24 protein-coding genes and 1 tRNA gene are annotated in these 24,383 nt (G+C 69.6%); 14 read left to right on the forward strand and 11 right to left on the reverse strand.

The genetic code is table 11. The annotated features are described in order from the left end of the window. The first annotated feature begins 825 nt into the window (after positions 1 to 825). Positions 826 to 1,800, forward strand: coding sequence for an HAD-IB family hydrolase (locus tag G361_RS45860; RefSeq protein WP_019931694.1), 975 nt, complete (start codon positions 826 to 828; stop codon positions 1,798 to 1,800). Between the two features lie 369 nt (positions 1,801 to 2,169). Here the strand turns inward: G361_RS45860 and G361_RS0134435 are convergent, their stop codons facing one another. After that, positions 2,170 to 2,913, reverse strand: a complete 744-nt coding sequence (locus G361_RS0134435; RefSeq protein WP_019931695.1) for a hypothetical protein — start codon at positions 2,911 to 2,913, stop codon at positions 2,170 to 2,172. A gap of 591 nt (positions 2,914 to 3,504) precedes the next feature. Here G361_RS0134435 and acs point away from each other — a divergent pair. From acs to G361_RS0134450, 3 genes are all read left to right on the forward strand, one after another. Next, positions 3,505 to 5,454 carry an acetate--CoA ligase gene (gene acs / locus G361_RS0134440; protein WP_019931696.1) on the forward strand — a complete coding sequence of 650 codons (1,950 nt, stop codon included), beginning with the start codon at positions 3,505 to 3,507 and terminating at the stop codon, positions 5,452 to 5,454. A gap of 200 nt (positions 5,455 to 5,654) precedes the next feature. After that, positions 5,655 to 6,179 carry a phage holin family protein gene (locus G361_RS0134445; RefSeq protein WP_019931697.1) on the forward strand — a complete coding sequence of 175 codons (525 nt, stop codon included), beginning with the start codon at positions 5,655 to 5,657 and terminating at the stop codon, positions 6,177 to 6,179. 23 nt (positions 6,180 to 6,202) lie between these two features. Beyond that, on the forward strand, positions 6,203 to 7,186 hold the full coding sequence (locus G361_RS0134450; protein WP_026343857.1) for an alpha/beta fold hydrolase: 984 nt from the start codon (positions 6,203 to 6,205) through the stop codon (positions 7,184 to 7,186). Positions 7,187 to 7,244: 58 nt separating this feature from the next. On the opposite strand, the gene G361_RS0134455 is transcribed toward G361_RS0134450, so the two are convergent. The 4 genes from G361_RS0134455 to nth are packed head-to-tail and all read right to left on the reverse strand — an operon-like array spanning position 7,245 to position 10,538. After that, a complete protein-coding gene (locus G361_RS0134455) occupies positions 7,245 to 8,438 on the reverse strand; it encodes a MarP family serine protease (RefSeq protein ID WP_019931699.1) in 1,194 nt (397 codons plus the stop codon). Further along, positions 8,435 to 9,226, reverse strand: coding sequence for a CoA pyrophosphatase (locus G361_RS0134460; RefSeq protein WP_019931700.1), 792 nt, complete (start codon positions 9,224 to 9,226; stop codon positions 8,435 to 8,437). The genes G361_RS0134455 and G361_RS0134460 overlap by 4 nt, the downstream gene beginning before the upstream one ends. Then, positions 9,223 to 9,861 carry a TlpA disulfide reductase family protein gene (locus G361_RS0134465; protein ID WP_019931701.1) on the reverse strand — a complete coding sequence of 213 codons (639 nt, stop codon included), beginning with the start codon at positions 9,859 to 9,861 and terminating at the stop codon, positions 9,223 to 9,225. Before G361_RS0134465 ends, G361_RS0134460 begins: the two co-directional genes overlap by 4 nt. Continuing rightward, complete coding sequence (gene nth, locus G361_RS0134470; protein WP_231387217.1) at positions 9,858 to 10,538, reverse strand: endonuclease III; 681 nt, start codon at positions 10,536 to 10,538, stop codon at positions 9,858 to 9,860. The genes G361_RS0134465 and nth overlap by 4 nt, the downstream gene beginning before the upstream one ends. 294 nt (positions 10,539 to 10,832) lie before the next feature. Here nth and G361_RS0134475 point away from each other — a divergent pair, with 294 nt between their 5' ends. Next, positions 10,833 to 11,060: a hypothetical protein gene (locus G361_RS0134475; protein WP_019931703.1), complete on the forward strand. Its 228-nt coding sequence runs from the start codon at positions 10,833 to 10,835 to the stop codon at positions 11,058 to 11,060. A gap of 187 nt (positions 11,061 to 11,247) precedes the next feature. Then, positions 11,248 to 11,922 (forward strand): Crp/Fnr family transcriptional regulator, encoded by a 675-nt coding sequence (locus G361_RS0134480; RefSeq protein WP_019931704.1) that lies wholly within the window; start codon positions 11,248 to 11,250, stop codon positions 11,920 to 11,922. 24 nt (positions 11,923 to 11,946) lie between these two features. On the opposite strand, the gene G361_RS0134485 is transcribed toward G361_RS0134480, so the two are convergent. From G361_RS0134485 to G361_RS45865, 3 genes are all read right to left on the reverse strand, one after another. Next, the gene (locus G361_RS0134485) at positions 11,947 to 12,738 is read right to left on the reverse strand and encodes an MBL fold metallo-hydrolase (RefSeq protein WP_019931705.1); all 792 of its coding nucleotides are present in this window, start codon (positions 12,736 to 12,738) and stop codon (positions 11,947 to 11,949) included. Positions 12,739 to 12,826: 88 nt separating this feature from the next. After that, a complete protein-coding gene (locus G361_RS0134490; protein WP_019931706.1) occupies positions 12,827 to 13,297 on the reverse strand; it encodes a RidA family protein in 471 nt (156 codons plus the stop codon). Next, positions 13,297 to 13,461: a DUF4177 domain-containing protein gene (locus G361_RS45865; RefSeq protein ID WP_153349195.1), complete on the reverse strand. Its 165-nt coding sequence runs from the start codon at positions 13,459 to 13,461 to the stop codon at positions 13,297 to 13,299. Before G361_RS45865 ends, G361_RS0134490 begins: the two co-directional genes overlap by 1 nt. 172 nt (positions 13,462 to 13,633) lie before the next feature. Here G361_RS45865 and G361_RS0134500 point away from each other — a divergent pair, with 172 nt between their 5' ends. Together G361_RS0134500 and G361_RS0134505 are read left to right on the forward strand one after the other, a co-directional pair. Next, on the forward strand, positions 13,634 to 14,692 hold the full coding sequence (locus G361_RS0134500; protein ID WP_369798001.1) for an ArsA-related P-loop ATPase: 1,059 nt from the start codon (positions 13,634 to 13,636) through the stop codon (positions 14,690 to 14,692). Beyond that, entirely contained in the window at positions 14,692 to 15,855 is a 1,164-nt protein-coding gene (locus tag G361_RS0134505; protein WP_019931709.1) for an ArsA family ATPase, read from the forward strand. Before G361_RS0134500 ends, G361_RS0134505 begins: the two co-directional genes overlap by 1 nt. Before the next feature lie 82 nt (positions 15,856 to 15,937). Here G361_RS0134505 and G361_RS0134510 read toward each other — a convergent pair whose 3' ends face one another. Beyond that, a complete protein-coding gene (locus G361_RS0134510; protein ID WP_019931710.1) occupies positions 15,938 to 16,261 on the reverse strand; it encodes a WhiB family transcriptional regulator in 324 nt (107 codons plus the stop codon). Positions 16,262 to 16,590: 329 nt separating this feature from the next. Here G361_RS0134510 and G361_RS0134515 point away from each other — a divergent pair, with 329 nt between their 5' ends. After that, the gene (locus G361_RS0134515) at positions 16,591 to 18,945 is read left to right on the forward strand and encodes a penicillin-binding protein (RefSeq protein WP_036496180.1); all 2,355 of its coding nucleotides are present in this window, start codon (positions 16,591 to 16,593) and stop codon (positions 18,943 to 18,945) included. A 57-nt stretch (positions 18,946 to 19,002) separates the two neighbouring features. Here G361_RS0134515 and G361_RS0134520 read toward each other — a convergent pair whose 3' ends face one another. Continuing rightward, entirely contained in the window at positions 19,003 to 19,467 is a 465-nt protein-coding gene (locus G361_RS0134520) for a GatB/YqeY domain-containing protein (RefSeq protein WP_019931712.1), read from the reverse strand. 110 nt (positions 19,468 to 19,577) lie between these two features. On the opposite strand from G361_RS0134520, the gene G361_RS0134525 reads away from it, so the two are divergent. From G361_RS0134525 to G361_RS0134535, 3 genes are all read left to right on the forward strand, one after another. After that, positions 19,578 to 20,540, forward strand: a complete 963-nt coding sequence (locus G361_RS0134525; RefSeq protein ID WP_019931713.1) for a metallophosphoesterase — start codon at positions 19,578 to 19,580, stop codon at positions 20,538 to 20,540. An 86-nt stretch (positions 20,541 to 20,626) separates the two neighbouring features. Further along, positions 20,627 to 21,772 (forward strand): hypothetical protein, encoded by a 1,146-nt coding sequence (locus tag G361_RS47535; protein ID WP_019931714.1) that lies wholly within the window; start codon positions 20,627 to 20,629, stop codon positions 21,770 to 21,772. Positions 21,773 to 21,849: 77 nt separating this feature from the next. Further along, positions 21,850 to 21,923: transfer RNA gene (locus G361_RS0134535), tRNA-Pro, on the forward strand. Positions 21,924 to 22,030: 107 nt separating this feature from the next. Here the strand turns inward: G361_RS0134535 and G361_RS0134540 are convergent. Continuing rightward, a complete protein-coding gene (locus G361_RS0134540) occupies positions 22,031 to 22,921 on the reverse strand; it encodes an RNA polymerase sigma-70 factor (RefSeq protein WP_019931715.1) in 891 nt (296 codons plus the stop codon). Positions 22,922 to 23,100: 179 nt separating this feature from the next. Between G361_RS0134540 and G361_RS49925 the strand changes: the two genes are divergently transcribed. Both G361_RS49925 and G361_RS49930 read left to right on the forward strand, forming a co-directional pair. Further along, a complete protein-coding gene (locus G361_RS49925) occupies positions 23,101 to 23,682 on the forward strand; it encodes an NADPH-dependent FMN reductase (RefSeq protein WP_019931716.1) in 582 nt (193 codons plus the stop codon). Beyond that, entirely contained in the window at positions 23,679 to 24,380 is a 702-nt protein-coding gene (locus G361_RS49930; RefSeq protein WP_019931717.1) for an NAD(P)-dependent oxidoreductase, read from the forward strand. The genes G361_RS49925 and G361_RS49930 overlap by 4 nt, the downstream gene beginning before the upstream one ends. Positions 24,381 to 24,383 lie beyond the last annotated feature (3 nt).

Genomic DNA, 24,383 nt, shown 5'->3' on the forward strand with positions numbered 1-24,383 from the left:
GTACCGCCGGTGCCAGACATATGCGATCACCGCATCACCGGCCGCTGCGGACCGAACAGCACTGCCGAACGGACAAGCCAGCGGAGTGTGAACCGGTCCGAAGGCAGTGAGAGTCGCGCCGGGGGAGCGGATCGGTCACCACTGGAGTTCGGCGCCCTGCCCGATTGTGGTGGCGGGTACGGCAGCTCGTCCGAATGGTGGGCGCACACCGTTCGACGGTCCGGTTCCGACGGCACTGGCGGATGTACTTCCAGTGCGTCCGCGAAGGCGGCGAGCGGGTCCGACGACGAGACGGAAGACACAGTCGGCGAACGGGTTCGGACCGATACCGGTCGGGTTCCGAGTTGTGTGCAAGACCGACGAACCACCGTCGTGCCCGGGAAACCGCTCTGCGCGCGGGCCGAAATCATGTCGCGGGATCCAGAGCGATCCGACATCGAAGATGGAGTGCCGCAGGAAATGACCTGGTCGGAAATAGAAGACGGCCCCAGCCGGGGGGGAGGAGGCTGGGGCCGTCGGGTTCAGCCCCGGGGGGTCGGGCTGAACACGCCTGGACCATGTCCAGGTGTCAGCAATAGTACACCCAGGCACCGCACGAAACGCAAGTCCGTCGATCGCCACAATCCGGTTCCGCACGTCCCCCCGAACCTGGTCACCCGCACGACTGCCGAGTTCCCTATCCTTGACCGCGTGACGGAGACCACCGGCGCCGGCGCCGAATCAAAGTCTGTTGCGGGCGCCGAACCGAAGGCAGTGGCGGGCGCCGAACCGGAGTCTGTGACGCCCGCTGGATCGCAGTCTGCGGATGACGCCGGCTCGAAGTCGATGGCCGACGACCCCGACGCCGGGGTGCGCGACGAGTCCGCCGAGGACAACGCGGTGACCGAAGCGCGGACCAACGGCGTGGGTGCGAAGGCCGCGATTTCGGCGCACACCGCGTCGGGCAACGGCTCGAGGTCCGCGCCCGATGCGGTCGCACACGCCGCGACGGGAACCCATCCGGGCGGAGAGTCGGGCCGGGTGGCGGCCTTCTTCGATCTGGACAAGACGGTCATCGCGAAGTCGAGCGCATTCGCGTTCAGCAAGCCGTTCTTCGCCCAGGGCCTGCTGAACCGCGGCACCGTGCTCAAGGGCAGTTACGCGCATTTCCTGTTCCTGCTCTCCGGCGCTGATCACGATCAGATGGAGCGGATGCGGGAGTACCTGACCAAGATGTGCGCCGGTTGGGATGTCCAGCAGGTGAAGTCCATCGTCGCGGAGACCCTGCACGACATCGTCGATCCGCTGATCTACGCGGAGGCGGCCGACCTGATCGCGGACCACAAGATCCGTGGCCACGATGTCGTGATCGTCTCCGCCTCCGGCGAGGAGATCGTGGCGCCGATCGCGGCCGCGCTCGGCGCGACACATACCGCCGCGACCCGGATGGTGGTCGAAAACGGAAGGTACACAGGCGTTGTCGAGTTCTACTGCTACGGCGAGGGTAAGGTGCGCGCGCTGCAGGAACTCGCCGCGGAGCACGGCTACGACCTGACCCGTTGCTACGCGTACTCGGATTCGATCACCGATGTGCCGATGCTGTCGGCGGTCGGCCATCCCACGGCGGTCAATCCGGATCGAGCGCTGCGCCGGGAGGCCACGACCCGAGGCTGGCCGATCCTGACATTCTCCGATCCGGTATCGCTGTGGTCGCGGATCCAGACCCCGTCCTCGGCGACGATCGCCGCCAGTGTGGCGGTCGGGCTCAGCGCGGTGCTGGCGGGCGCCATCAGTTACCGGCTGCTACGCCGGCGGCAGTGACCTGCATGTTTCGATTCCCACACAGGGCTTGATGTGAGGCGGCTCACAGAGTAACAATGGTGCCACGGAAGGACGGAAGGCCAGGATCGCGCCGGAAGAGAAGGCCCGATCTCCCTACCCACCCTTCCCGGCACGGTAGCCGGGCACCCACGCGGAGCGCGCCGCGACAAGGGCAACAGCGTTGTGGGCTTGCGAGATCCGGGGCCGCGGTGGCGAGAGCCTCGCACGGGTTGCGGGGATGAACCACCGGGAACTGGAGGCTCGCCGAGGCCGCAGAACACAACCCGACCAGCACGCATGGTAACCGGGCTGTCCGTGCCAGCGGGCGGTGAGGCCACGAGGGCCACACCGCCCGCTTGCGTGTGCGGATCAGGCGGCGCTGTCGGCGATGGAGCGCGCTTCCCGGGCGCCGTCCTCCAGCGCTTCGCAACAGAGCAGCGTCCATTCGCGCACCCCGTCGGGACCGCCGCCGGCGAATCCGGCGGCCGCATCGTGATAAGCCTGCCGACGGCGCAACCAGAACACTTCCGGCACGCCGAGGGCGCGCGGATCCAGGCCACTGGACACCGTGACCAGTCGCGCGGCGGCGCGGGCGACCAGGCCGTCGGCGGTGCCGAACGGCCGCAGCGCCAGCAACTCGCCGTGCACCACGGCCGCTACCACCGGGGCGGGGGCATTGGACGTCAGCACGGTCTGGGCCAGCAGGTCCAATCGCTGCGCGATCCCGGATTCGGCACGGGGACGGCCCAGCAATTCCGGATCCGCGACCAGATCGGTGGCCGCCAGTAGGTGCAGGCGGGCCAGGGCCTGTAGCGGGGCACGCTGCCAGACGCCGGCGAGATTCCGCAGCGCGTCGCCGTCGAGCGCCTGCCCGATCCGCAGCGCCCCGGCCAGGACCGGATCGGCGACCTGCCCGTCCGGCGGCAATTCGGTACCGGCGCCATCGATCGCCGCCGACGACCGGGCGGCCCGGACCGCGGCCTCCGCCGCCGTCACTGCCCAGCCACGGCGGTTGGCGCGATGCATGTGCACCTGAGCGAGCGCATCACGGGCCCGCTCGGCGGCCTCGCGCACGCCGGGCAGATCGGCCAGGGGTTGCAGCACATCGGTCACGCCCTCACGCTACTGTCACGCCGGTAGCGGCAGATTCCGGCCCGGACGGGGTCCGGCAGCCGTTGAGCGTATGCGACCGATCGAACAATTCGACGGTGGGTGGACGGGGCTCCTCCGGTGACGATCCGCAGAATCAGGGCCGGGGGCGATGAAGGACGTCCGGACCTATCCGGCGGACTGCCACAACAAGCCGAGAACTGTTGCGTAACAGTTGATTACGAGATCCGGGCACATCGGACCGTGCTGCGGTGGCAGGATGTCCCCCGGCGGAACGAGAGATCGACCGCGCTGCGGGTTCCGTTGCACACCAAGGTATCTCACCACCCGGGCGACCTCTGTGCCACGACGGGGACGTCCGCCTGTTCCGTTGCGCACCAAGGTATCTCATCGGTTCCGGAATATCCCGGCCGGATGGCGGGCAATCGGCACATCGCCGGGCGGTCGCGGCACCCTCGCGTCGGTGCCCGTTCGTCGGCAATCGGCGGTTTCGGCGTCCGAACGGGACGTGCCCACGACCCCGGTTACCGTCCGTTAGGGTCGGAACGTGGCCGCGGTCACCCCGGCCGAAGCGCATGCGAAAGAAGAGACGACATGACCGAAACCACTGCCGATCCTCGAGACTCGTATCCGCCCACCGCGGAGTTCGCTGCCGCGGCGAATGCCGACGCTGCCCTGTACGACCGCGCTACCGCCGATCGGGAGGCGTTCTGGGGCGAGCAGGCCGCTCGCCTGCACTGGCACGAGCCCTTCAGCCAGGTGCTGGACTGGGACGACGCGCCGGTCGCGCGCTGGTTCACCGACGGCAAGCTGAACGTCGCCTACAACTGTGTCGACCGGCACGTACTCGACGGCCACGGGGAGCAGGTCGCGATCCGCTGGGAGGGTGAGCCCGGCGATTCCCGGGAGATCACCTATGCGCAACTGCTCGCCGAGGTGTCCCAGGCGGCCAACTATTTCACGGGGCTGGGACTGGTGCCCGGGGATCGGGTGGCCATCTATATGCCGATGGTTCCCGAGGCGATCGTGGCGATGCTGGCCTGCGCGCGGCTGGGGCTGACCCATTCGGTGGTGTTCGCCGGCTTCTCTCCCACCGCGCTGCGTCAGCGCGTCGACGACGCGCAGGCCCGGCTGGTCGTCACCACGGACGGGCAGTGGCGCCGCGGTAGGCCCGCACCGCTGAAGGACGCCGTCGACGAGGCGCTGTCCGGTGACGAGCCGTCGACCGTCGAGCATGTACTCGTGGTGCGGCGCACCGGGATCGATGTGCCGTGGACCACGGGCCGGGATCTGTGGTGGGACGAGACGGTCGCGCTGTCCTCGCCGGAGCACGAGGCGCAGCCCTTCGATGCCGAGCATCCGCTGTTCATCCTCTACACCTCCGGTACCACCGGGAAGCCGAAGGGCATCCTGCACACCTCGGGTGGGTACTTGACCCAGGTCTCCTACACCCACCACTACGTGTTCGATCATCAGCCCGAGCGGGACGTGTACTGGTGCACCGCCGATATCGGCTGGGTGACCGGGCACAGTTACATCGTGTACGGGCCGCTGTCCAACCGCGCGACCGAGGTCGTCTACGAGGGCACCCCGAACTTCCCCGACGAGCACCGGCACTGGCAGATCATCGAGAAGTACGGCGTCACCATCTATTACACCGCGCCGACGCTGGTGCGGACGTTCATGAAGTGGGGCCGGGAGATCCCCGACGCGCACGACCTGTCCAGTCTGCGGGTGCTCGGTTCGGTCGGTGAGCCGATCAATCCGGAGGCGTGGCGCTGGTACCGGGAGGTCATCGGCGCGAACCGGACCCCGATCGTGGACACCTGGTGGCAGACCGAGACCGGCGCGATCATGATCTCCCCACTGCCCGGCGTGACCGCCGCCAAACCCGGCGCCGCGATGACCCCGCTGCCCGGTATCTCGGCGAAAGTCGTCGACGAAGAGGGCAAGGATGTCGTCCTCGGCGCCACCGAGGCCAACGGATACCTGGTACTGGATCAGCCGTGGCCGTCGATGCTGCGCGGCATCTGGGGCGACCCGGACCGCTACCGCTCCACGTATTGGGAGCGGTTCGCCGAACAGGGCTGGTACTTCGCCGGCGACGGCGCGAAGCTCGACGCCGACGGTGATCTGTGGGTGCTCGGCCGCGTCGACGACGTCATGAACGTCTCCGGTCACCGGATCTCCACCGCCGAGGTCGAATCGGCACTCGTCGGGCATTCCGGCGTGGCCGAGGCCGCGGTGGTCGGCGCCGACGACGCCACCACCGGGCAGGGCATCGTCGCATTCGTGATCCTCACCGGCGGTACCACCAACACCGGGCAGGCCCTCGTCGACGAACTGAAGGCGGCAGTGGCCCACGAGATCAGCCCGATCGCCCGGCCCCGGGAGATCCACATCGTCCCGGAACTGCCGAAGACCCGCTCCGGCAAGATCATGCGGCGACTGCTGCGCGACGTGGCCGAAGGCCGCGAACTCGGCGACACCAGCACCCTGGTCGACCCGACCGTATTCGAAGCGATCCGCGCCGAGAAGGCATAGCCCGGAAGGCTCGGGACACACCGAATTACGAGGGTTCGGCGACCACCGCGACAATCCGCAGCGGCGGTCGCTGAACCATCGGCGGTCAAACGCTAGTGTTGCGACCGGGCCGTGTGTGGGTAGGCGCGCGGCCGCAGGCGACCGCCGCGGCACGACGCGGCCGGCCGGGCAGCACCGGAACATCGAGAAGGGTCGAGTAATTGAGCTTCACACAGGGCGGTAACGGGAGCGACGGGGGCCGCAATCGGACCATCACCTCGATTCCGCTGTCCGGCGTCGACACCACCGCGGCCGCCACCATCGGCGATCTCGTCCGCGATGCCTCCGAGCAGGTGTCGACCCTGGTCCGGGCCGAGGTGGAGCTGGCCAAGACCGAGGTGGGTCGCGAGATCCGCAAGGCCCTGCAGGGCAGCGTGTATTTCATCGCGGCGCTGACCATCCTGTTGTTCAGTACCTTCTTCTTTTTCTTCTTCCTCGCCGAACTGCTGAACGTCTGGCTGCCGCGGTGGGCGTCGTTCCTGATCGTGTTCGGCCTGATGCTGCTCGCCACGGCCGGGCTCGGGCTGCTCGGCTATCTGAAGGTCCGCAGGCTGCGGGCGCCGGCCAAGACCATCGAGAGCCTCAAGGAGACTCGTTCGGTGCTGCCGCACGGACTGGGCGCACACGCCGAGCCGGTTTCCGCCGGACCCGATGAACACGTGGTAACCGAAAGGTCCGGGCGGTAATTCGCCTACTACGCTCCGACAGCGTGTCGTCTACTCCGACCCCGGATCCGTCCAGCGTCCGCTACGACGGCGCCTGGACACACCGGGATGTGCATGCCAACGGCATCCGGTTCCATATCGTCGAGGCGCCGGAATCGCCCGCGCGTGCCGCCTCGGGTCAGCGGGCCGGCGTCGACCCGGACGCCACCCTGGTACTGCTGCTGCACGGGTTCGGCGATTTCTGGTGGTCCTGGCGGCATCAACTGACCGGCCTGGCCGATCGGGGTCATCGGGTGGTCGCGGTCGATCTGCGCGGGTACGGCGATTCCGACAAGCCGCCGCGCGGCTACGACGGCTGGACCCTCGCCGGTGATGTGGCCGGTCTGATCCGCGCGCTCGGCCATACCGAGGCCACGCTGGTCGGACATGCCGAGGGTGGGCTGGTGTGCTGGGCCACCGCGGTACTGCATCCGCGGCTGGTGCGGTCGATCGCCCTGGTGAGCTCGCCGCATCCGGTCGCGCTGAAGCGTGCGGTACTGCGCGACCGACGGCAACGGGCGGCGTGGCTGCCGAACTTCCTCCGGTATCAGCTACCCCGGTATCCGGAGCAATTGCTCACCACCGCAGACGGTTTCGAGATCGAACGACTGCTGCGGGCGCGCGTGGATCCGCGCTGGTCCGGCTCGGCCGAATTCGTGGACACCGCGCGCCGGATGCGCTCGGCGATCCGGATTCCCGGCGTCGCGCACTGTGCGCTGGAGTATCAGCGCTGGGCGTTCCGCAGTCAGTGGCGGCCCGACGGCCGCCGGTTCATGTCGATGATGCGGGAACCCGTGCGGGTGCAGGTGCTCTCGCTGTACGGCGAGACCGATCCGTACATCCTGGACACCACGGTCCGCCGCGGCCACAATCTCGCGCCGAACCGGCGGGTCGCCCAGATCCCGAGCGCGGGCCACTTCGCCCATCAGGAGAATCCGGACGCGGTGACCGCCGAACTGGCCAAACTCCTCGGCCGGCCCGGCAGCTGATCCGGCCCGCACGCAAGCGATCCGGCCGCGCGGGCGACCGGCCCGCGCGGGCCGTCGATCAGCTCAGCACGCACTCCCCGGTCCCGACGGATTGGGTCGAACCGGTCGCGGCATCCAGATCCGCCTTCACCTCGCTGAGGGTCAGGACGTATCCGGTGTCGTCGTCGGTGACCGCGGCGCCGAAGACCACGCCCAGGATCTCACCGTCGGTATCCACCAGCGGGCCACCGGAATTACCGGCCCGCACCCGGCCGCGCACGGTGTAGACCTCGCGCTCGACGGTGCCGCTCTTGTAGATGTTCGGACCGGTCAGATCCAGGGTCTCGCGGACGCGGGCGGCACTGGCCGTGTACGGGCCGCCGCCGGGATAGCCCAGCACAATGGCGCTCTGTCCCGACTTCGCCGCCACCGCGGCCAGCGGGACGACCGGCGCGCTGAGGCCCGGGACCGCCAGCACCGCGACGTCACGGGACGGATCGAACAGCACCACCGAGGCGTCCAGCGGCCCGCGCGCGGTGTCCACCTGCACCGTGGTGGTGCCGGCCACGACGTGTGCGTTGGTCATGATCCGCTCCGGCGCCACCACGAAACCCGAACCCTCCAGCGCGCGCTGGCAACTCGGTGCGACACCGCGGATCCGCAGCACGCTGTGCTGCAGGTTCAGTGCGACCGGGGTATCCAGCACGCTGGGATCCGGCGGTTCGACGGCCGCGATCGGCGCGCGGCCGAACGGGCCGATCACATCCGGCAGTCCGGAGGTGTTGAGCAGCCGGGAGAATTCGTTCGGCACCCGGCGCAGCCAGTTCGGCGCGACCTCGTTGACGTCCGAGAGCACCCGGGAACCGTTGACCGCCGCGGCGATACCCGGCTGTGAGGAGGAGGCCAGCGGCAGCGCCAGCAGCCACGCGGTCACCAGCACCGCGACGCATTGCAGCGCGGCGCCCACCACGCTGTCGACGCTGCGGGTGAACGGATGCCGCATCCCCGATCGGGCGGCCCGGCCCAGCACCATCCCGGCGACCTCGCCGATGATCACCAGCGCCACGATCAGCACGACGCCGACCAGCACCCGTTTCCGGCCCTCGCTGATGTGGATGAGGATGTGCGGCGCGATCAGGATGCCCGCCACCGCCCCCAAGATCACGCCGAGGAAGGCCAGCGCCGACGCGACCGCCCCCTGCCGCCAGCCCGAGGAGGCCGCCAGCAGCGCGATGATCACGACCGCGAGGTCGAGCCACGCCGAGGAACTCATAACGTCATCCCCACTGCCGCGAGCGAGGCCTGCAGATCACGCACATCGTGGTGATCCCATTCCCGCTCCCATCCCGAAACCGCCAGCAGACCGGCCAGCACACCCGCGGTGAAGCCCCAGACGAGCATGCCGTCGACGGCGAACGCCGGGCCCAGGTAGCCGCGCGGATGTTTGACGACGAACCGGTTGGCCGGGTCGAGCAGGTGCGCCACCGGCACCCGGACCACCTTGGTCGCCTCCGCGGCGCTGACCACGCCGACCTCGCCGGGGGTGCGCCAGTACGCCACCACCGGGGTCACATCGAAGCCGGACACCGGCACGAAGATCTTCGGCAGCACCGCCAGCGGCTGTACCCCGCCGGGCTCGAGACCGGTCTCCTCCCGGGCCTCGCGCAGTGCGGTGCCGATCGGGCCGTCGTCGCCGGGCTCGACGCCGCCGCCGGGAAACGCGACCTGGCCACTGTGCTGGCGCAGGGTGGCCGCGCGCTGGGTGAGCAGCACGTCCGCGTCGGCGGGCAGACCACCCGTCGCGGCCGGATCCGGCCGCACCGCACCGCCGAACAGCACCAGCACCGCCGCCTGCCGCACCCGCGACGCCATCGCCGCGTACTCGTGCAGGGTGGAACGCCGGGTGAGCACCTGGTTCACCCCGGCCGGATCGGCCGGCGGCCGCTCGGCCACCCGCCGCAACCAGGGCGGGATATCGCCGGGACCGTGATGGCCCGCCACGACGATCGTCTCCTGATGCCCGTCGTGCTCCGCTATCGCCTCCGGGTCCTTGTCGCTCATGCCCGGATCCCCAGTTCCCGGTCTACCGTCACCGCGATGTCGTCCGCGTCGGCGAACGGGCGGACCACGACCTTGGCGAGGGAGCCGTCGGCCCGGATCAGCACCGAGACCGGGAGCACCGCGGGGGCCCGGACGGCGCCGCGCAGCCGGGAGTCGGTGTCCTGCACACCGGGCAGATGGACGCCCAGGTCCGCGAGGCGGGCCAGCCCGCGCGGCTCGGCCGGATCGCTGTGCACGGTCAGCACCGTGACCGCGCCGCCGGCCCGATCGGCGTACTGCTGCAGCGCGGGCAGTTCCCGGGCGCACGGCTGACACCAGTAGGCCCACAGGTTCAGCAGCGCGGGACGACCGGCGAGCGCGGTGGCGAGGTCGACGGGGGCGCCGGTGGCCAGGCATTCCAGGGTGAGGCCGGCCAGCGGGCCGGTGGTCACCGGCGGCGCCCCGGCGGCGGGGTGCGGGCAATCGGGCAGGCCCGCGGCGGCGCGTAGTTCCGTGGCGACCGCCGGAACGCTCGACGCGGCGGGAACCGTCGCGACGGAGCGGTGCTGGTCACGCGGCCACACCGCGACCGCGAGCGCGACCACCGCCACGACGGCGACCAGCGTCCAGCGCCACGCCGGGGGGAAAGCTCTCACCGGCCCACCAGTTCGAGCAGGTGCGGCGCTTCGGGCCCCTTCACCAGCGCGGCGGCGGTGGCCGGATCGGTCGGCCCGGCGCCGAAGGACGGGCAGTCCTTGGCAAGCACGCAGACACCGCACGCCGGTTTCCTGGCATGGCACACGCGGCGACCGTGGAAGATCACCCGATGCGACAGCATGGTCCAGTCCTTGCGCTCGATCAGCGCGCCGACGGCGTGCTCGATCTTCACCGGATCGTCCTCGGTGGTCCAGCGCCAGCGCTGCACCAGCCTGCTGAAGTGGGTGTCGACCGTGATTCCCGGCACATCGAAGGCATTGCCGAGGATGACGTTGGCGGTCTTGCGGCCGATGCCCGGCAGCCGGACCAGCTCCTCCAGCGTGCGCGGCACCTCGCCGTCGAATTTCTCCAGCAGCGCCCGGCCCAGCCCCATGAGCGAGTTGGCCTTGTTCCGATAGAAACCGGTCGGCCGGATGTACTCCTCGAGTTCGGTGCGATCGGCCTCGGCGTAGGCGCGGGCATCGGGGTAGCGGGCGAACAACGCGGGGGTGGTCAGATTCACCCGCACATCGGTGCACTGCGCGGAAAGGATGGTGGCGACCGCCAATTCGAGCGGATCACCGAAATCGAGCTCACAGTGCGCGTCCGGGAAGGCCACGGTCAGCGACCGGTACATGCGCCGCGCGCGGCGGACCAGCCCGAGACGGGTCTCGTCGGTGAACCGGCCGGCCGGCGCCTGCACCTTGCCGCGGCGGGCCGGGGTGGCGGGAGCCTCGGGCGCGGCATCATCGGACGTCGTAACCGGTTCGTGCCCGTTCGCGGCGGCGGATCTGGGTAAACGCACCCGTCCACCATACGGAACCCCACCGACGGCCGCGCCGGTAGCGGGTGCGAGCGCGTGCGCACATCGACCGCCGTGTTCCATCCGAGACCTTCTCAGTGTTTACTCCTCCGTATGCAAGGACTCGCTGTGGTGCTCTTCCCGGTGGTGCTGATGCTGTTCGCGCTGTTCATGGAACGGGTCGAGAACCGGCTACGCAAGTTGCTCGAGCCCGAGGAAGAGGTACAGCAGTACCTGGACCGCGCCAGCAACGCCGAGGTCAACGAGCTGGCGAAGCTCGGTGTACCCCCCGCCGCCACGAGGATGCGCCGCACCCGCGCCAGGGAAGACGAACTGGACGTCGCACAGGCCAGCTGACACCGCTCCGGCCGGTCGGCGCCCGCGGACATCCGCCGCGGGAACCCTGAAGGCACCTCGTACGTTGCACGAACCGCACGTTACGTGGTGTCTGTCACTACGCTGTGCGCGCGCAAAGTAGACTGCACTGTCGGCCGAATCGCTACGGTCCGGAGGACAGAGCCAATCGTCGGATAGGAGCACATTCGTGGACGAGGCCCTCGCCAGAGCAGGCATCTTCCAAGGCGTCGAGCCCACCGCGGTCGCGGCTCTCGCCAAACAGCTGGAGCCGGTGGACTTCCCCCGTGGCCATGTCATCTTCAACGAGGGTGAACCCGGCGATCGGCTCTACATCATCACATCGGGCAAGGTGAAGATCGGCCGCCGTTCTCCGGACGGACGCGAGAACCTGCTCACCATCATGGGCCCGTCGGACATGTTCGGCGAGCTGTCCATCTTCGACCCGGGCCCGCGCACCTCGACCGCGACCACGGTCACCGAGGTCCGTGCCGTCACGATGGATCGCGACGCGCTCAAGGCCTGGATCGATCAGCGTCCCGAGATCGCCGAGCAGCTGCTGCGTGTGCTCGCCCGCCGGTTGCGCCGCACCAACAACAACCTGGCCGATCTGATCTTCACCGACGTGCCCGGCCGCGTCGCCAAGGCGCTGCTGCAGCTGGCACAGCGCTTCGGCACGCAGGAGGCCGGCGCGCTGCGGGTCACCCACGACCTGACCCAGGAGGAGATCGCCCAGCTGGTCGGCGCCTCGCGCGAGACCGTGAACAAGGCGCTCGCCGACTTCGCCCACCGCGGCTGGCTGCGGCTGGAGGGTAAGAGTGTGCTGATCACCGATTCGGAACGGCTGGCTCGCCGGGCTCGATAGTTTCGCGCCCGGCTCGCCGGACGATCAGTTCCGGCCGCGCAGATACGACAGTTGTGCCTGCACCGAGTGCTGCGCGACCGGCCACAGGCTCTTGTCCACGTCCGCGTAGACCCGCTCCACCACCTGCTCCGGGGAGGCGTCGGCGCCGAGCACTCGCAGCGCCTCCCGGATCTGGTCGAGGCGCTCCCGCCGATGCCGGATGTAGTACCGCAGAACCGGGTCCGCGGCGGGATGATCCGGACCGTGGGCGGGCAGCAGCGCCCGCCCGTCGGCCACCTCCACGAGCTGGTCCATCGAATCCAGGTAGTCGCCGAGGGCGCCGTCGCGGGCTTCCAGCACGGTGGTGCCGCTGCCGAGCACGGTATCGCCGGTGAGCACCGCGTCGTCGAGCAGGAAGCTCACCGAATCCTCGGTGTGCCCGGGGGTGGCCACCACCGTGATCCGCAGGCCCGCCGCCTCGACGACCTCACCGTCGGTGAGCGCCGTCACCTCGCCGCGCAGGAAGCGGGGATCCACCGCGCGCACCGGCGTCCCGGTCAGCTCGACCAGCCGATCGATACCGTCGGTGTGGTCGGGATGGTGGTGGGTGATCAGGGTGAGCGCGATCGAACCTCCGGTCGCCCGCACGATCGCGTCGGTGTGCGCGTGATCCTCCGGCCCCGGATCGACCACGACGTACTCGGATCCTCCGGGCGCCCGGAGGATCCAGGTGTTCGTGCCGTCCAGCGTCATCTGGCCCGGGTTGTTCGCGAGCAGCACCGAGGCGGTCTCGGTGACGGCACGCAACTGCCCGTACGCGGGATGAGTGAGGGTCATTGCTCGTCCTAACGCGCGTGGGGCCGCAACGCCCCTGTGCTCCAACGACTTCCAGTATCCGCGTCCGAACCGGAGCCGGCCGTCCGGGCTACCGGACCTCGACGATCAGCTCCACCTCGACCGGGGTGTCGCGCGGCAGTTCCGCCACGCCGACCGCGGAACGAGCGTGCTTGCCGGCGTCGCCGAACACCTCGCCCAGGAATTCGGAGGCGCCGTTGATCACCACCGGCTGATCGCCGAATCCGGGTGCGGAGGCGACGAAACCGACCACCTTCACCACCCGTACGACCTCGTCCAGGCCGACCAGATCGTGCACGGCCGCGAGCGCGTTCAGCGCGCACAGCCGGGCGGCCTCGGCCGCCTGCTCGACACTCACCGCGGCGCCGACCTTGCCGGTCACCGGCAGCGCGCCGTTCACGAACGGCAACTGCCCGGAGGTGTAGACCAGCGAACCGGTCCGCACGGCCGGGACGTAGGCGGCCAGCGGCACGACGACCGGCGGCACCTCCACCCCGAGCCGCTCCAGATTCTCCCGCCAGGCGGTCGCGGCGGCGCCCATCAGTTCTTCGCTCGCTTCAGGTACGCGACATGCTGCTCGCCGGTCGGGCCGGGGAGCACCGTGACCAGCTCCCAGCCGTCGGCTCCCCACTGGTCCAGGATCTGCTTGGTCGCGTGCGTCAGCAGCGGCACGGTCGCATATTCCCACACGGTCGCATCACTCATGCCGCAGAGCGTATCGGTGACCGGCGGCACCGAGAACCCCTGGGCTCACCCGGATCACGATCGAACCCGTCCCCCGAGCACATCACGGAACGCCATCGCCGCGGTTGTGGTCTACCAGACACTGGCGCGATCCCGTGTCCGGCGGATTTGAACCAGTTATAGGCTCGCGGACGTGGGAGTACCGACGACGGTGCCCGTTTCGGTGGAGGCGGGGCAGGAACGAGGCTGGCCGGACCGAGCCGACAAGGCGCGGCTGCACTACGTCACCGGCAAGGGGGGCACCGGGAAATCCACGGTCTCCGCGGCGCTGGCGCTGGCGCTGGCCGCGGGTGGGCGCCGGGTGCTGCTGGTGGAGGTGGAGGGCCGGCAGTCGATCGCGCAGCTGTTCGACCTGCCACCGCTGCCACCGACCGAGACCAAGATCGCGACCGCCGACGGTGGCGGCGAGGTGATGGCGCTCGCCCTCGATATCGAGCACGCCTTCCTGGAATACCTGGACATGTTCTACAACCTGGGCTTCGCCGGTCGTGCGATGCGCCGCATGGGCGCCGTCGAATTCGTCACCACGATCGCGCCGGGCCTGCGGGACGTCATCCTCACCGGCAAGATCAAGGAGTGCGTCGTCCGCACCACCAGGACGGGCACCGGCAAGGACGCGGTGTCCCGGCCGGTCTACGACGAGATCGTGGTGGACGCCCCGCCGACGGGCCGGATCGCCGGTTTCCTGGACGTCACCAAGGTGATGGCCGAGGTCGCCAAGGGCGGCCCGATCGCCTCCCAGGCCGAGGGGGTGTCCACGCTGCTGCATTCGGATCAGACCGTGATCCATCTGGTCACGTTGCTGGAGGCCCTGCCCGTACAGGAGACCGCCGACGCCGTCGCGGAGTTGACCGCCGGCGACTTCCGGATCGGCGCGGTGATCGTGAACCGCGCCGCCACCGGCTATCTGCCGACCGACCTGCGCGCCCGCGCCGCCGCCGGCGATATCGACGCCGACGCGATCCGCGCGGAACTCACGGCCCAGGGAATCACCCTGTCCGACGAGGACTTCCGCGGCCTGCTGCGGGAGACCGTGGAGCATTCCGCCGCGCTGCGGGCCCAGGACGACAGCGCGATCGAACTCGCCGAGGTGGCGGGCAGCCGCCTGTACCTGACCTCGCTGCCGGGCGGTATGGACCTCGGCGGCCTGTACGAGCTCGCGGAGCAGCTCACGACGCAGGGGGTTCGCTGATGACCACGCCCGGCACCACGCCCGTCCTGGACATCGCGCGGATCATCGCCGATCCCGAGGCCCGGGTGGTCGTGTGCTGCGGCTCCGGCGGCGTCGGCAAGACCACGACGGCCGCCGCGATCGCGTTGCGGGCCGCGGAATCCGGCCGCAAGGTGGTGGTGCTGACCATCGATCCGGCCCGCCGGCTGGCCCAGTCGCTGGGGGTCGACGATCTCGGCAACAGCCCGCAGCGGGTGCCGCTGGGCCCGGAGGTGCCGGGCGAACTGCACGCGATGATGCTGAACATGCGCCGCACCTTCGACGAGATGGTGCTGGAACACGCCAGCCCCGAGAAGGCCGAGCAGATCTTCGCCAATTCGTTCTATCAAGCGATCGCCTCATCGTTCGGCGGTACGCAGGAGTACATGGCGATGGAGAAGCTGGGCCAGCTGGTGGGCCGGCGGGAGTGGGATCTGGTCGTGGTCGACACCCCGCCGTCGCGCAACGCGCTGGATTTCCTGGACGCGCCGAAGCGGCTGGGCACCTTCCTCAACGGAAGGATGATCCGCGTGATCATGGCGCCGGGCCGCGGGGTCGGCAAGCTCGTGACGGGTGCGATGAGCCTCGCGGTACGCGGCGTGTCCACCATCGTGGGCGGTCAGATGCTCAAGGACGCCTCGTTGTTCCTGCAGTCGCTGGAGACGCTGTTCGGTGGCTTCCAGGCCCGCGCCGAACGCACCTACGCCATGCTGTCGCGGCCGGGCACCCACTTCCTGGTGGTCGCGGCCGCGGAACCGGATGCGTTGCGGGAGGCGTCGTTCTTCGTCGATCGGCTGTCCACGGACCGGATGCCGCTGGCCGGGCTGGTACTCAACCGGACCCATCCGGTGTGGTGTTCGCTGTCGCCGGCCCAGGCGCTGGCCGCCGCCGACCGGTTGAGTCCGGACGGCGCCGAAGAGCCCGCGCCGGGCGCCGACGCCGCCGCGCTCACCGCCGATGTGCTGCGTATCCATGCCGATCGGGCCATCACCTCGAAGCGGGAACAGCATCTACTGCTGCGCTTCACGGGCGCTCATCCCCGGGTGCCGATCGCCGCGGTGACGGCGCTGCCGTTCGAGGTCTCGGATCTCGAGGCGCTGCGGGTCGTCGGCGATCAGCTGACCGGTTCCCCTCCGGCCGGGTAGCGGAATGCGCGCGGACGGGATGCGCGCAAAAAGACACGGTCCGAGCCCCGTGCGGGCTCGGACCGTGGACTGCGGGGACGGGTTACATGGCTACCTTCTGCTGGCGCTGGGACCGGAAGAAGTCCGCCCAGGACGTGACGTCGGGATGTTGTTTGAGCAGCGCCCGGCGCTGCCGTTCGGTCATGCCACCCCACACCCCGAACTCCACCCGGTTGTCCAGGGCATCGGCACCGCACTCCATCAACACCGGGCAGTGGCGGCAGATGGTCGCTGCCTTGCGCTGCGCCGCGCCGCGCACGAACAGCTGATCGGGATCCACTTCCTTGCATCGCGCCTGGGACACCCAGGCGATCCTTGCTTCGGCCTGCTCCACGTCCAATCGAGCGATGGGGGTAGTCATGTGCATTTGGTGTGCCCCTTTGCAGTCCGAACACCGGTCAACGGCGCTCCGGAATCGCGTGCAGCACACAGCAACCCAACCCCGCTGCGAACTGCACCACATTCCACTTTGAGTGTTAGCTCTATCACACTGGGTTCTCAATCTAGGTAAAGGTATGAGTCCGCGCAAGACCGTCTCCTGCTTTTTTGGTACGAACGTCCCTGCAATTGCGATAAAGTACCGATCGGTCGGTTCAATAAGGCCGACACGCCCGAGTTGACGAGCCGTGACCAGGCACGAGGCCGGACCTGAGGACGCATACCACGGACAATGCACCGGGGAATTAGGCTGAAGGCGTGCCGACCTCACGATCGCTCGCGAGACTGGCCGGAGCGTGCGTGCTCGCGGCCGTGATCGTCGCCGGGCTGCTCTTCCCGCTAGCCGGTGGCTTCGGCTACGTGTCCAACCGCGCCGCCGCCACCGTCGACAACGTTTCCGCCGAACTGGTGGAGGGCACGGTGCCCGCGGTGTCGACCATGGTCGACGCCTCCGGCGCCCCCATCGCCTGGCTCTACGAACAACGCCGTTTCGAGGTGCCCAGTGACCGCATCGCGAACGATATGAAGCTCGCGATCGTCTCCATCGAGGACCGCCGCTTCGCCGAACACGGCGGCGTCGACTGGCAGGGCACGTTCCGCGCCTTCCTGACCAACACCTCCTCCGGCGGTGTGCAGCAGGGCGGTTCGACCATCGACCAGCAGTACGTGAAGAACTTCCAGCTGCTGGTGGTGGCCAAGACCGACGCCGAGCGCCGGGCGGCGGTGGAGACCACGCCCGCTCGCAAGCTGCGCGAGATCCGGATGGCGCTGAACCTGGAGAAGCAGCTCACCAAGGACGAGATCCTCACCCGGTACCTGAACCTGGTGCCGTTCGGCAACGGCTCCTACGGCATCCAGGACGCCGCGCAGACCTACTTCGGGGTCGACGCCAAGGATCTGACCATGCCGCAGGCCGCGATGCTCGCAGGCATGGTGCAGAGCTCCTCCAAGCTCAACCCGTACAACAACCCGCAGGGTGTGCTGGAGCGCCGGAACACCGTCCTGGACACGCTGATCCAGAACATCCCCAGCCGGGCCGACGAATTCCGCAAGGACAAGTCCGAGGCGCTGGGTGTGCTGCCCGAGCCGAAGGCGCTGCCGCGCGGCTGCATCGCCGCCGGTGACCGCGGCTTCTTCTGCGACTACGCGATGCAGTACCTGGCCAACGCCGGCATCAGCGTGGACCAGCTCGACAAGGGCGGTTACCTGATCCGCACCACGTTGGATCCGGCGGTACAGAACTCGGTGAAGGCCTCGGTCGACTCGGTGACCAAACCGGACCTCGACGACATCGCCGAGGTCATGAGCATCATCGCGCCCGGCCAGGATTCCCATGCGCTGCTGGCCATGGCGTCCAGTCGCGAGTACGGACTCGACAGCGGCGCCCACCAGACCGTGCAGCCACAGCCGTACTCGATGGTCGGCGACGGCGCCGGGTCGATCTTCAAGATCTTCACCACGGCCGCGGCGATGGAGAAGGGTCTCGGCATCGCCTCCGAACTCGATGTGCCCCCGTTCTTCGCCGCCAAGGGCATGGGTAACGGCGGCGCCGCGGGCTGTCCGCCCGAGACCTACTGCGTCAAGAACGCCGGCAACTACCGGTCGCCGATGACCGTCACGGAGGCGCTGGCACAGTCGCCGAACACCGCGTTCGTCAAGCTGATCCAGGACGTCGGCGTGACGCCGGCGGTGGATATGGCGCTGCGGCTGGGTATGCGCTCGTACGCCGAACCGGGCAGCTCGGGGCACGGCAGCCAGAGCCTCGCCGACATGATCAAGCAGCAGAATCTGGGCTCGTTCACGCTGGGCCCGCTGGCGATCAATCCGCTGGAGCTGTCCAATGTGGCCGCCACGATTGCCTCCTCGGGCAAGTGGTGCCCGCCCACCCCGATCCGCGAGGTGCTCGACCGCAACGGCAAGCAGGTGCCGCTGACCCAGGCGCCCTGTGAACAGGTGATCGAACCCGGTCTGGCCGATACGCTGGCCAACGCGCTCGGCCAGGACGCCGTCGGCGGTACCGCGGCCGGATCGGCGCGCAGCGTCGGCTGGAACGTGCCGGTCTCGGCGAAGACGGGCACCACCGAAACCCACCGCTCCTCGGCCTTCTTCGGCTTCACCAACGCGATGGCCGGCGCGGCGTACATCTACGGCGACTCGCCGACCCCCGGCGAGATCTGCTCGTACCCGCTGCGCAGCTGTGGCGACGGCAACCTGTACGGCGGTAACGAACCGGCGCGCAGCTGGTTCGGGGCGATCAAGCCGGTGCTCGACCACTTCCCGCCGACCGCCTTCCCGCCGACCGACGAGAAGTACGTGCGGGGCGCCAACAACGCCCAGATCCCGGACGTCGCCGGAATGTCGCAGGCGCAGGCCAATTCGGCGTTGGTCGCGGCCGGCTTCCGGGTGTCGGTGGTGCCGCAGCCGGGTTCGCAGTCGAAGGGCACCGTGATCGGCACCTCGCCCAACGGTTCGGCGATCCCGGGTTCGATGGTGACGCTGAACGTCAGCGACGGCACCCAGACCGCCGCGGCGCCACCGCCTCCGCCGCCGGTGCCGCTCCCGGCGCCACCGCGCCTGCCACCGATCCCCATCCCGATCCCGTTGCCGCGCTAGCTGTGCGAAGGGCCTCGCACCACGGTGCGAGGCCCTTCGTCATTGCGGAGCGGCGGATCAGAGCCGCGACTTGACCGCCGCGGAGACGCGGGAGCCGTCGGCGCGGCCCGCGGCCAGCTGGGTGGCGATCTTCATGACCTGGCCCATCTGCTTCATCGTGGGCCGGGCGCCGGTCTCCTCGGCGACATCCGCGATCGCGGTGTCGGCGATATCGGCCACCTCGGCGTCGGTGAGCTGGGTCGGCAGGTATTCGTCGATGATCGACTCCTCGGCGCGCTCGTTGGCGGCCAGCTCGCCGCGACCGGCCTGCTCGTAGACCACGGCCGCCTCGTTGCGCTTCTTCGCCTCCTTGGTGAGCACGGCGATCACGTCGGAGTCCGAGAGCTCGCGGGCCTGCGGACCGGCGACCTCGGCGGTCTGCACGGCGGCCAGCAGCATGCGCAGGGTGCCGCGGCGCAGCGAATCCTTGCTCTTCATCGCCGCGGTGAGATCGGCACGCAGCTTCGACTTCAGTTCCGACATGCGCCCCACGGTATCGGTGAACCAGCGGGTTCTCACCTGATTTGTCCCGGCCGTGTCCCTGTGCCGAATCACACCGGGCGTCGGTCACACCGGTCGCCTATCCTGATCGAATGCCGGTATTCTCGTCCCCCGCACTCCAACGGGTCGCTCTCGGCGCCGTCGGCGCCGCAGCAGCCGGAGTCGGCTACGCCTCGCTCATCGAGCGCAACGCCTTCACGCTGCGCGAGGCCACGTTGCCGGTGCTGAAACCGGGGTCGTCGAGCCTACGTGTGCTGCACATCAGCGATCTGCACCTGACCCCCGGGCGGAAGCTCGAGCAGGCATGGGTGCGCGAGCTGGCGCGGCTGGAGCCCGATCTGGTGGTCAACACCGGCGACAATCTGGCGCATCCGCGCGCGGTGCCCGCGGTGGTGCAGTCGCTGTCGGGCCTGCTGTCCCGGCCGGGCCTGTTCGTCTTCGGCAGCAACGACTACTTCGCCCCCGTGCCGAAGAATCCGTTCAAGTACTTCGACAAGAACCACAAGCGGGTCTACGGCGCGCCGCTGCCCTGGCAGGATCTGCGTGCCGCGTTCGCCGAACGCGGCTGGCTGGACCTGACCCACGTGCGCCGCGATCTGGAGGTGGCCGGAATCAGGATCGCCACGGCGGGTGTCGACGATCCGCACCTGCAGCGCGACCGCTACGACACCGTCGCGGGCACCCCGAATCCGCTGGCGGACCTCAGCATCGGCCTGACCCACTCGCCCGAACCGCGCGTACTGGACCGGTTCGCCGCCGACGGGTACGACCTCGTCCTCGCCGGGCACACCCACGGCGGTCAGCTGTGCCTGCCCGGATTCGGCGCACTGGTCACCAACTGCGGGATCGACCGTTCCCGGGTGAAGGGCCCGTCCCGCTGGGGCGCGCACACCCAACTGCACGTGTCGGCCGGCCTGGGCACCTCGCCGTGGGCGCCGTACCGGTTCTGCTGCCGGCCGGAGGCCACACTGCTCACCCTGGTCGCGGCAGCACCCGACCGGCCGGTTTCGGACAGCGGCCGAGGGGTATCGGAATCGGAGGCGGTCGCGCGCTAGGTTGCGCCGACAATGACGTAGGGGTTCAGTTGAGCAGTGGGATCCAACCGCGACCCGGCGACGGGAGCGGACCGAGACCGGACCCGGTGGGGGAAGCACCGACCAAGCGGATCGAACGCGAGCGGCCGGGCCGTGCCGAGACTACCGGGGGCGCCGCGGCGTCCCCCGGTGACGCGAACGACCTGTTCCCCGCGCGTTCCAAGCCGCCCCGGCGAGTGGACCCGGCCGCACGCATCCCCCGAGCGACGCCGAACCCCGACGGCCCGCACACCGGCTCCTATCCGTCCGGATACCACCCGAACACCGGCGCCCTGCCCCGATTCGACCCGAACACCGGCACCCGGCCCGCGTTCACCGGACACGCGCCGCCACGCCCGGAACAACCCTGGAACCTCGGCAGCGTCCCAAATTACGCTGCACCGCAGCCCTATTCGACCGGCCGATACCCGGCCTGGGATCCGCCGCCGCCACCGGACGGCGGCGGCCGCACCCGCCTGTACACCGTTGTCGCGGCAGCGGCGGCGGTCGTAGTCGCGGGCATCACCGTCGCGGTGATCTCGACCGGACAACACGCGGCCCAGTCCGAGGCCGAATCCACCGGCCCGACGATGATCAGCGCCCTGACCAGCGACACCCCGGTCCCGGGCCGCGGCGGACCGAACCCGGCCGCCGGCGCCGCGCCGACCGCCCCCGCGACGGCCGTGATCCCCGGCTACCAGGTGGTCTCGGTCCCCGCCCGCGGCGCCGCCTACGACGTCCCCAAGGACTGGGTGGTGGACAGCATCGGCACCGCGATCTGGGGCGACCCGCCGGAGAGCCTGGAGATCGCCGGGCTCACCCAGGAGGGCAAGGACTACTGCCCGAACTACGTGCGCACCAACGCGTTCCTGACCACCTCGTCCCAATCCGATCCGGCGCGCGCGGCCAACGAGGTCGGCATGCGGATGGCCAAGATCGGCTGGTCCACCGCCACCGGCGCCCGCGCCGATCTCGCCGAACCCCTGACCTCCCTGGACGGCCAGCTGAACGGCTCGTTCGTACAGGTCAACGGCACCGCCCCGGCCCCCGCCCCCGGCTGCGCCGCAACCTTCGCCATCTACACCTTCGCCTTCCCCAACGAGAACGGCAGCTTCGTCATGACCATCGCCGCCGACACCGGCGTCCCCAAGGCCGTAGACGAGGACACCGCCAAGAAGATCCTGGCCAGCATCCGCCCCCTGCAAACCCACTGACCACCCCTTCAGGGCAGATGACCAGGCGATTTAACGGATAGCGCGACCTTGTTATAAGCTATCGCAGGCTCACTTCACGGGGTGTGGCGCAGCTTGGTAGCGCGCTTCGTTCGGGACGAAGAGGTCGCAGGTTCAAATCCTGTCACCCCGACTCGTGTGTGGAGACACGACAGGACCCCCCTCACCGGCATGTTCGGTGAGGGGGGTCCTACTCGTTGGAGACCGGCCCGGATCGGGCATCGGGCACTGGTATCGCGCTCAGCGGCTCATTGTTGTTTCCTGGGCTACCCGGGAGAGTTTTTCCGGGTTGCGGACGGAGTAGACGCCGGTGATGAGGCCGTCGTCCATGCGGATCGCGACGACGCCGTCGATTTTGCCGTTCAGGCGGATCAGGAGGGCGGGGTGGCCGTTGACCTGGGTGAGGTCGGTGGTGACCACGCCGCCCATCCAGCGGGTGCCGCCGGAGAGGAGGCGGGCGACGGGGGTGCGGCCTACGACCGGGTGGAGCAGGGCCTGTTTGATGCCGCCGCCGTCGCCGAGGAAGACGGCGTCGGGGGCCAGGAGGTCCAGGAGGCGTTGCAGGTCGCCGGTTTCGACCGCGCGCTGGAAGGCGGCCAGGGTGGCGCGGGCCTCGGTGGCGGAGACGGTGCCGCGGGGGCGGCGGGCCGCGACGTGGGCGCGGGCGCGGTGGGCGATCTGGCGGACGGCGGTGGGGGTCTTGGCGACGGCTTCGGCGATCTCGTCGTAGCCGAGGTCGAACACCTCGCGCAGGACGAATACCGCGCGTTCGGTGGGGGTGAGGGTCTCGAGGATCAGGAGCATGGCCATCGAGACGCTCTCGGCCAGTTCGATGTCGTCGGCCACGTCGGGGGCGGTGAGCAGGGGTTCGGGTAGCCAGGGGCCGACGTAGGACTCCTTGCGGCGGCCGAGGGTGCGCAGGCGGCCGATCGCCTGGCGGGTGGCGATCCGGACCAGGTAGGCGCGGGGGTCGCGCACCTGGTCCAGGTCGACGCCGGCCCATTGCAGCCAGGTCTCCTGGAGGACGTCCTCGGCGTCGGCGGCCGAGCCGAGCATCTCGTAGGCGACCGTGAACAGCAGGTTGCGGTGGGTGACGAAGGCCTCGGTGGCGGGGTCCATCGGGTCCGTCATGTGTCGCTCCTGCCTTCGGGGGTCTTGTCATGCATACGTGGTCCGGGGGCGGGGATCCGTGACATCCGGGCGGGGTGGTGTTCGTCACATCGGGCGGGTGTCACGGGGGGACGGCCTCGCGCCACTTGTGTTCGGCACTCGGGACACGAGGACCTTCCACGACTTCGAGGAGATCGATCATGACCACGATCGGCATCATCATCGGCAGTACCCGGCCGGGCCGCAACGGCGAGGAGGTGGCGCGCTGGGTCCGGGAACTCGCCGTCGCGCATGCGGGCGATGCCGCGGACTTCGACCTGGTCGATCTGCAGGACTATCGGCTGCCGCTGCTGGACGAACCGATCCCGGCGGCCCGGGCGGACGGGACGCAACCGCACACCCGGCGCTGGGCCGAGCGGATCGGCGCCTGCGACGCCTTCGTCGTCGTCACGCCCGAGTACAACACCACCGCACCCTCCTCGCTGACCAACGCGATCGACTACCTGCTGCGCGAGTGGGCCGGGAAACCGGTCGGCTATGTGGGGTACGGCATCTACGGCGCGGTGATGGCGATCCACAAGTTGCGCGCGCAGGCGGGCGTGCTGCGGATGGCGGATATCGGGCCGCAGGTGGCGCTGACGCTGGCGGAGGATTTCGTGAACTTCACCGAGTTCCGGCCGCGCGAGTTCCAGGCCGGCCGGCTGCACGAACTGCTCGACGAGTTGCTGGCGTGGGAGCGAGCGCTCGTCTCGCTGCGCACCGAGGCCGGTGCCGCCTCGTGACCGCGCGGCTCACGATCTTCGGCGCCAACGGGCGCACCGGCCGCCTGCTCACCGCCCGCGCGCTGGAGGCCGGACATCGGGTCACCGCGGTCACCCGGCAGCCGGACTCCTTCCCGCTGCAGCATGATCGGCTCGAGGTGGTGCGGACGGACGTGCTGGATCCGGCCGGGGTGGACGCGGCGGTCGCGGGCCGGGACGCGGTGTTGTCGGCGCTGGGGGTGCCGCCGGGCAACGGGCCGATCACGACCTATTCGGCGGGTACCGCCAACATCGCGGCCGCGATGCGCGACCACGGGATCCGCCGGCTGGTCGTGATCAGCTCGAGCGGGGTCGATCCGCGGCCGTATTCCGACGGCGGGGTCCTGTTCAACCGGGTACTGCTGCCGTTGGTGACCCGGGTACTGGGCCGGACCCTGTACGAGGACATGCGGCGGATGGAAACCCTGTTGCGCGACGGCGATCTGGACTGGACGATCGTCCGGCCGAGCGGGCTCTACCACCTGCCCTCGGCCACGGACTACACCGTGGTCGAGGGGCATGCCGACGGCCGGTTCACCGCGCGGGCGGACCTGGCCGCGAGCATGCTGGACCTGCTCGGCGACGAACGCTGGGTGCGCCGCATCGCCGGGGTGATCACCACCGTGGACAATCCGCCTCTGCTGCAATGGATTCGGCGGGAGGCGATGGCCGGCGGCTGAGTC

Origin of the sequence: Nocardia sp. BMG111209 (assembly GCF_000381925.1) — a bacterium.
GTDB lineage: Bacteria > Actinomycetota > Actinomycetes > Mycobacteriales > Mycobacteriaceae > Nocardia.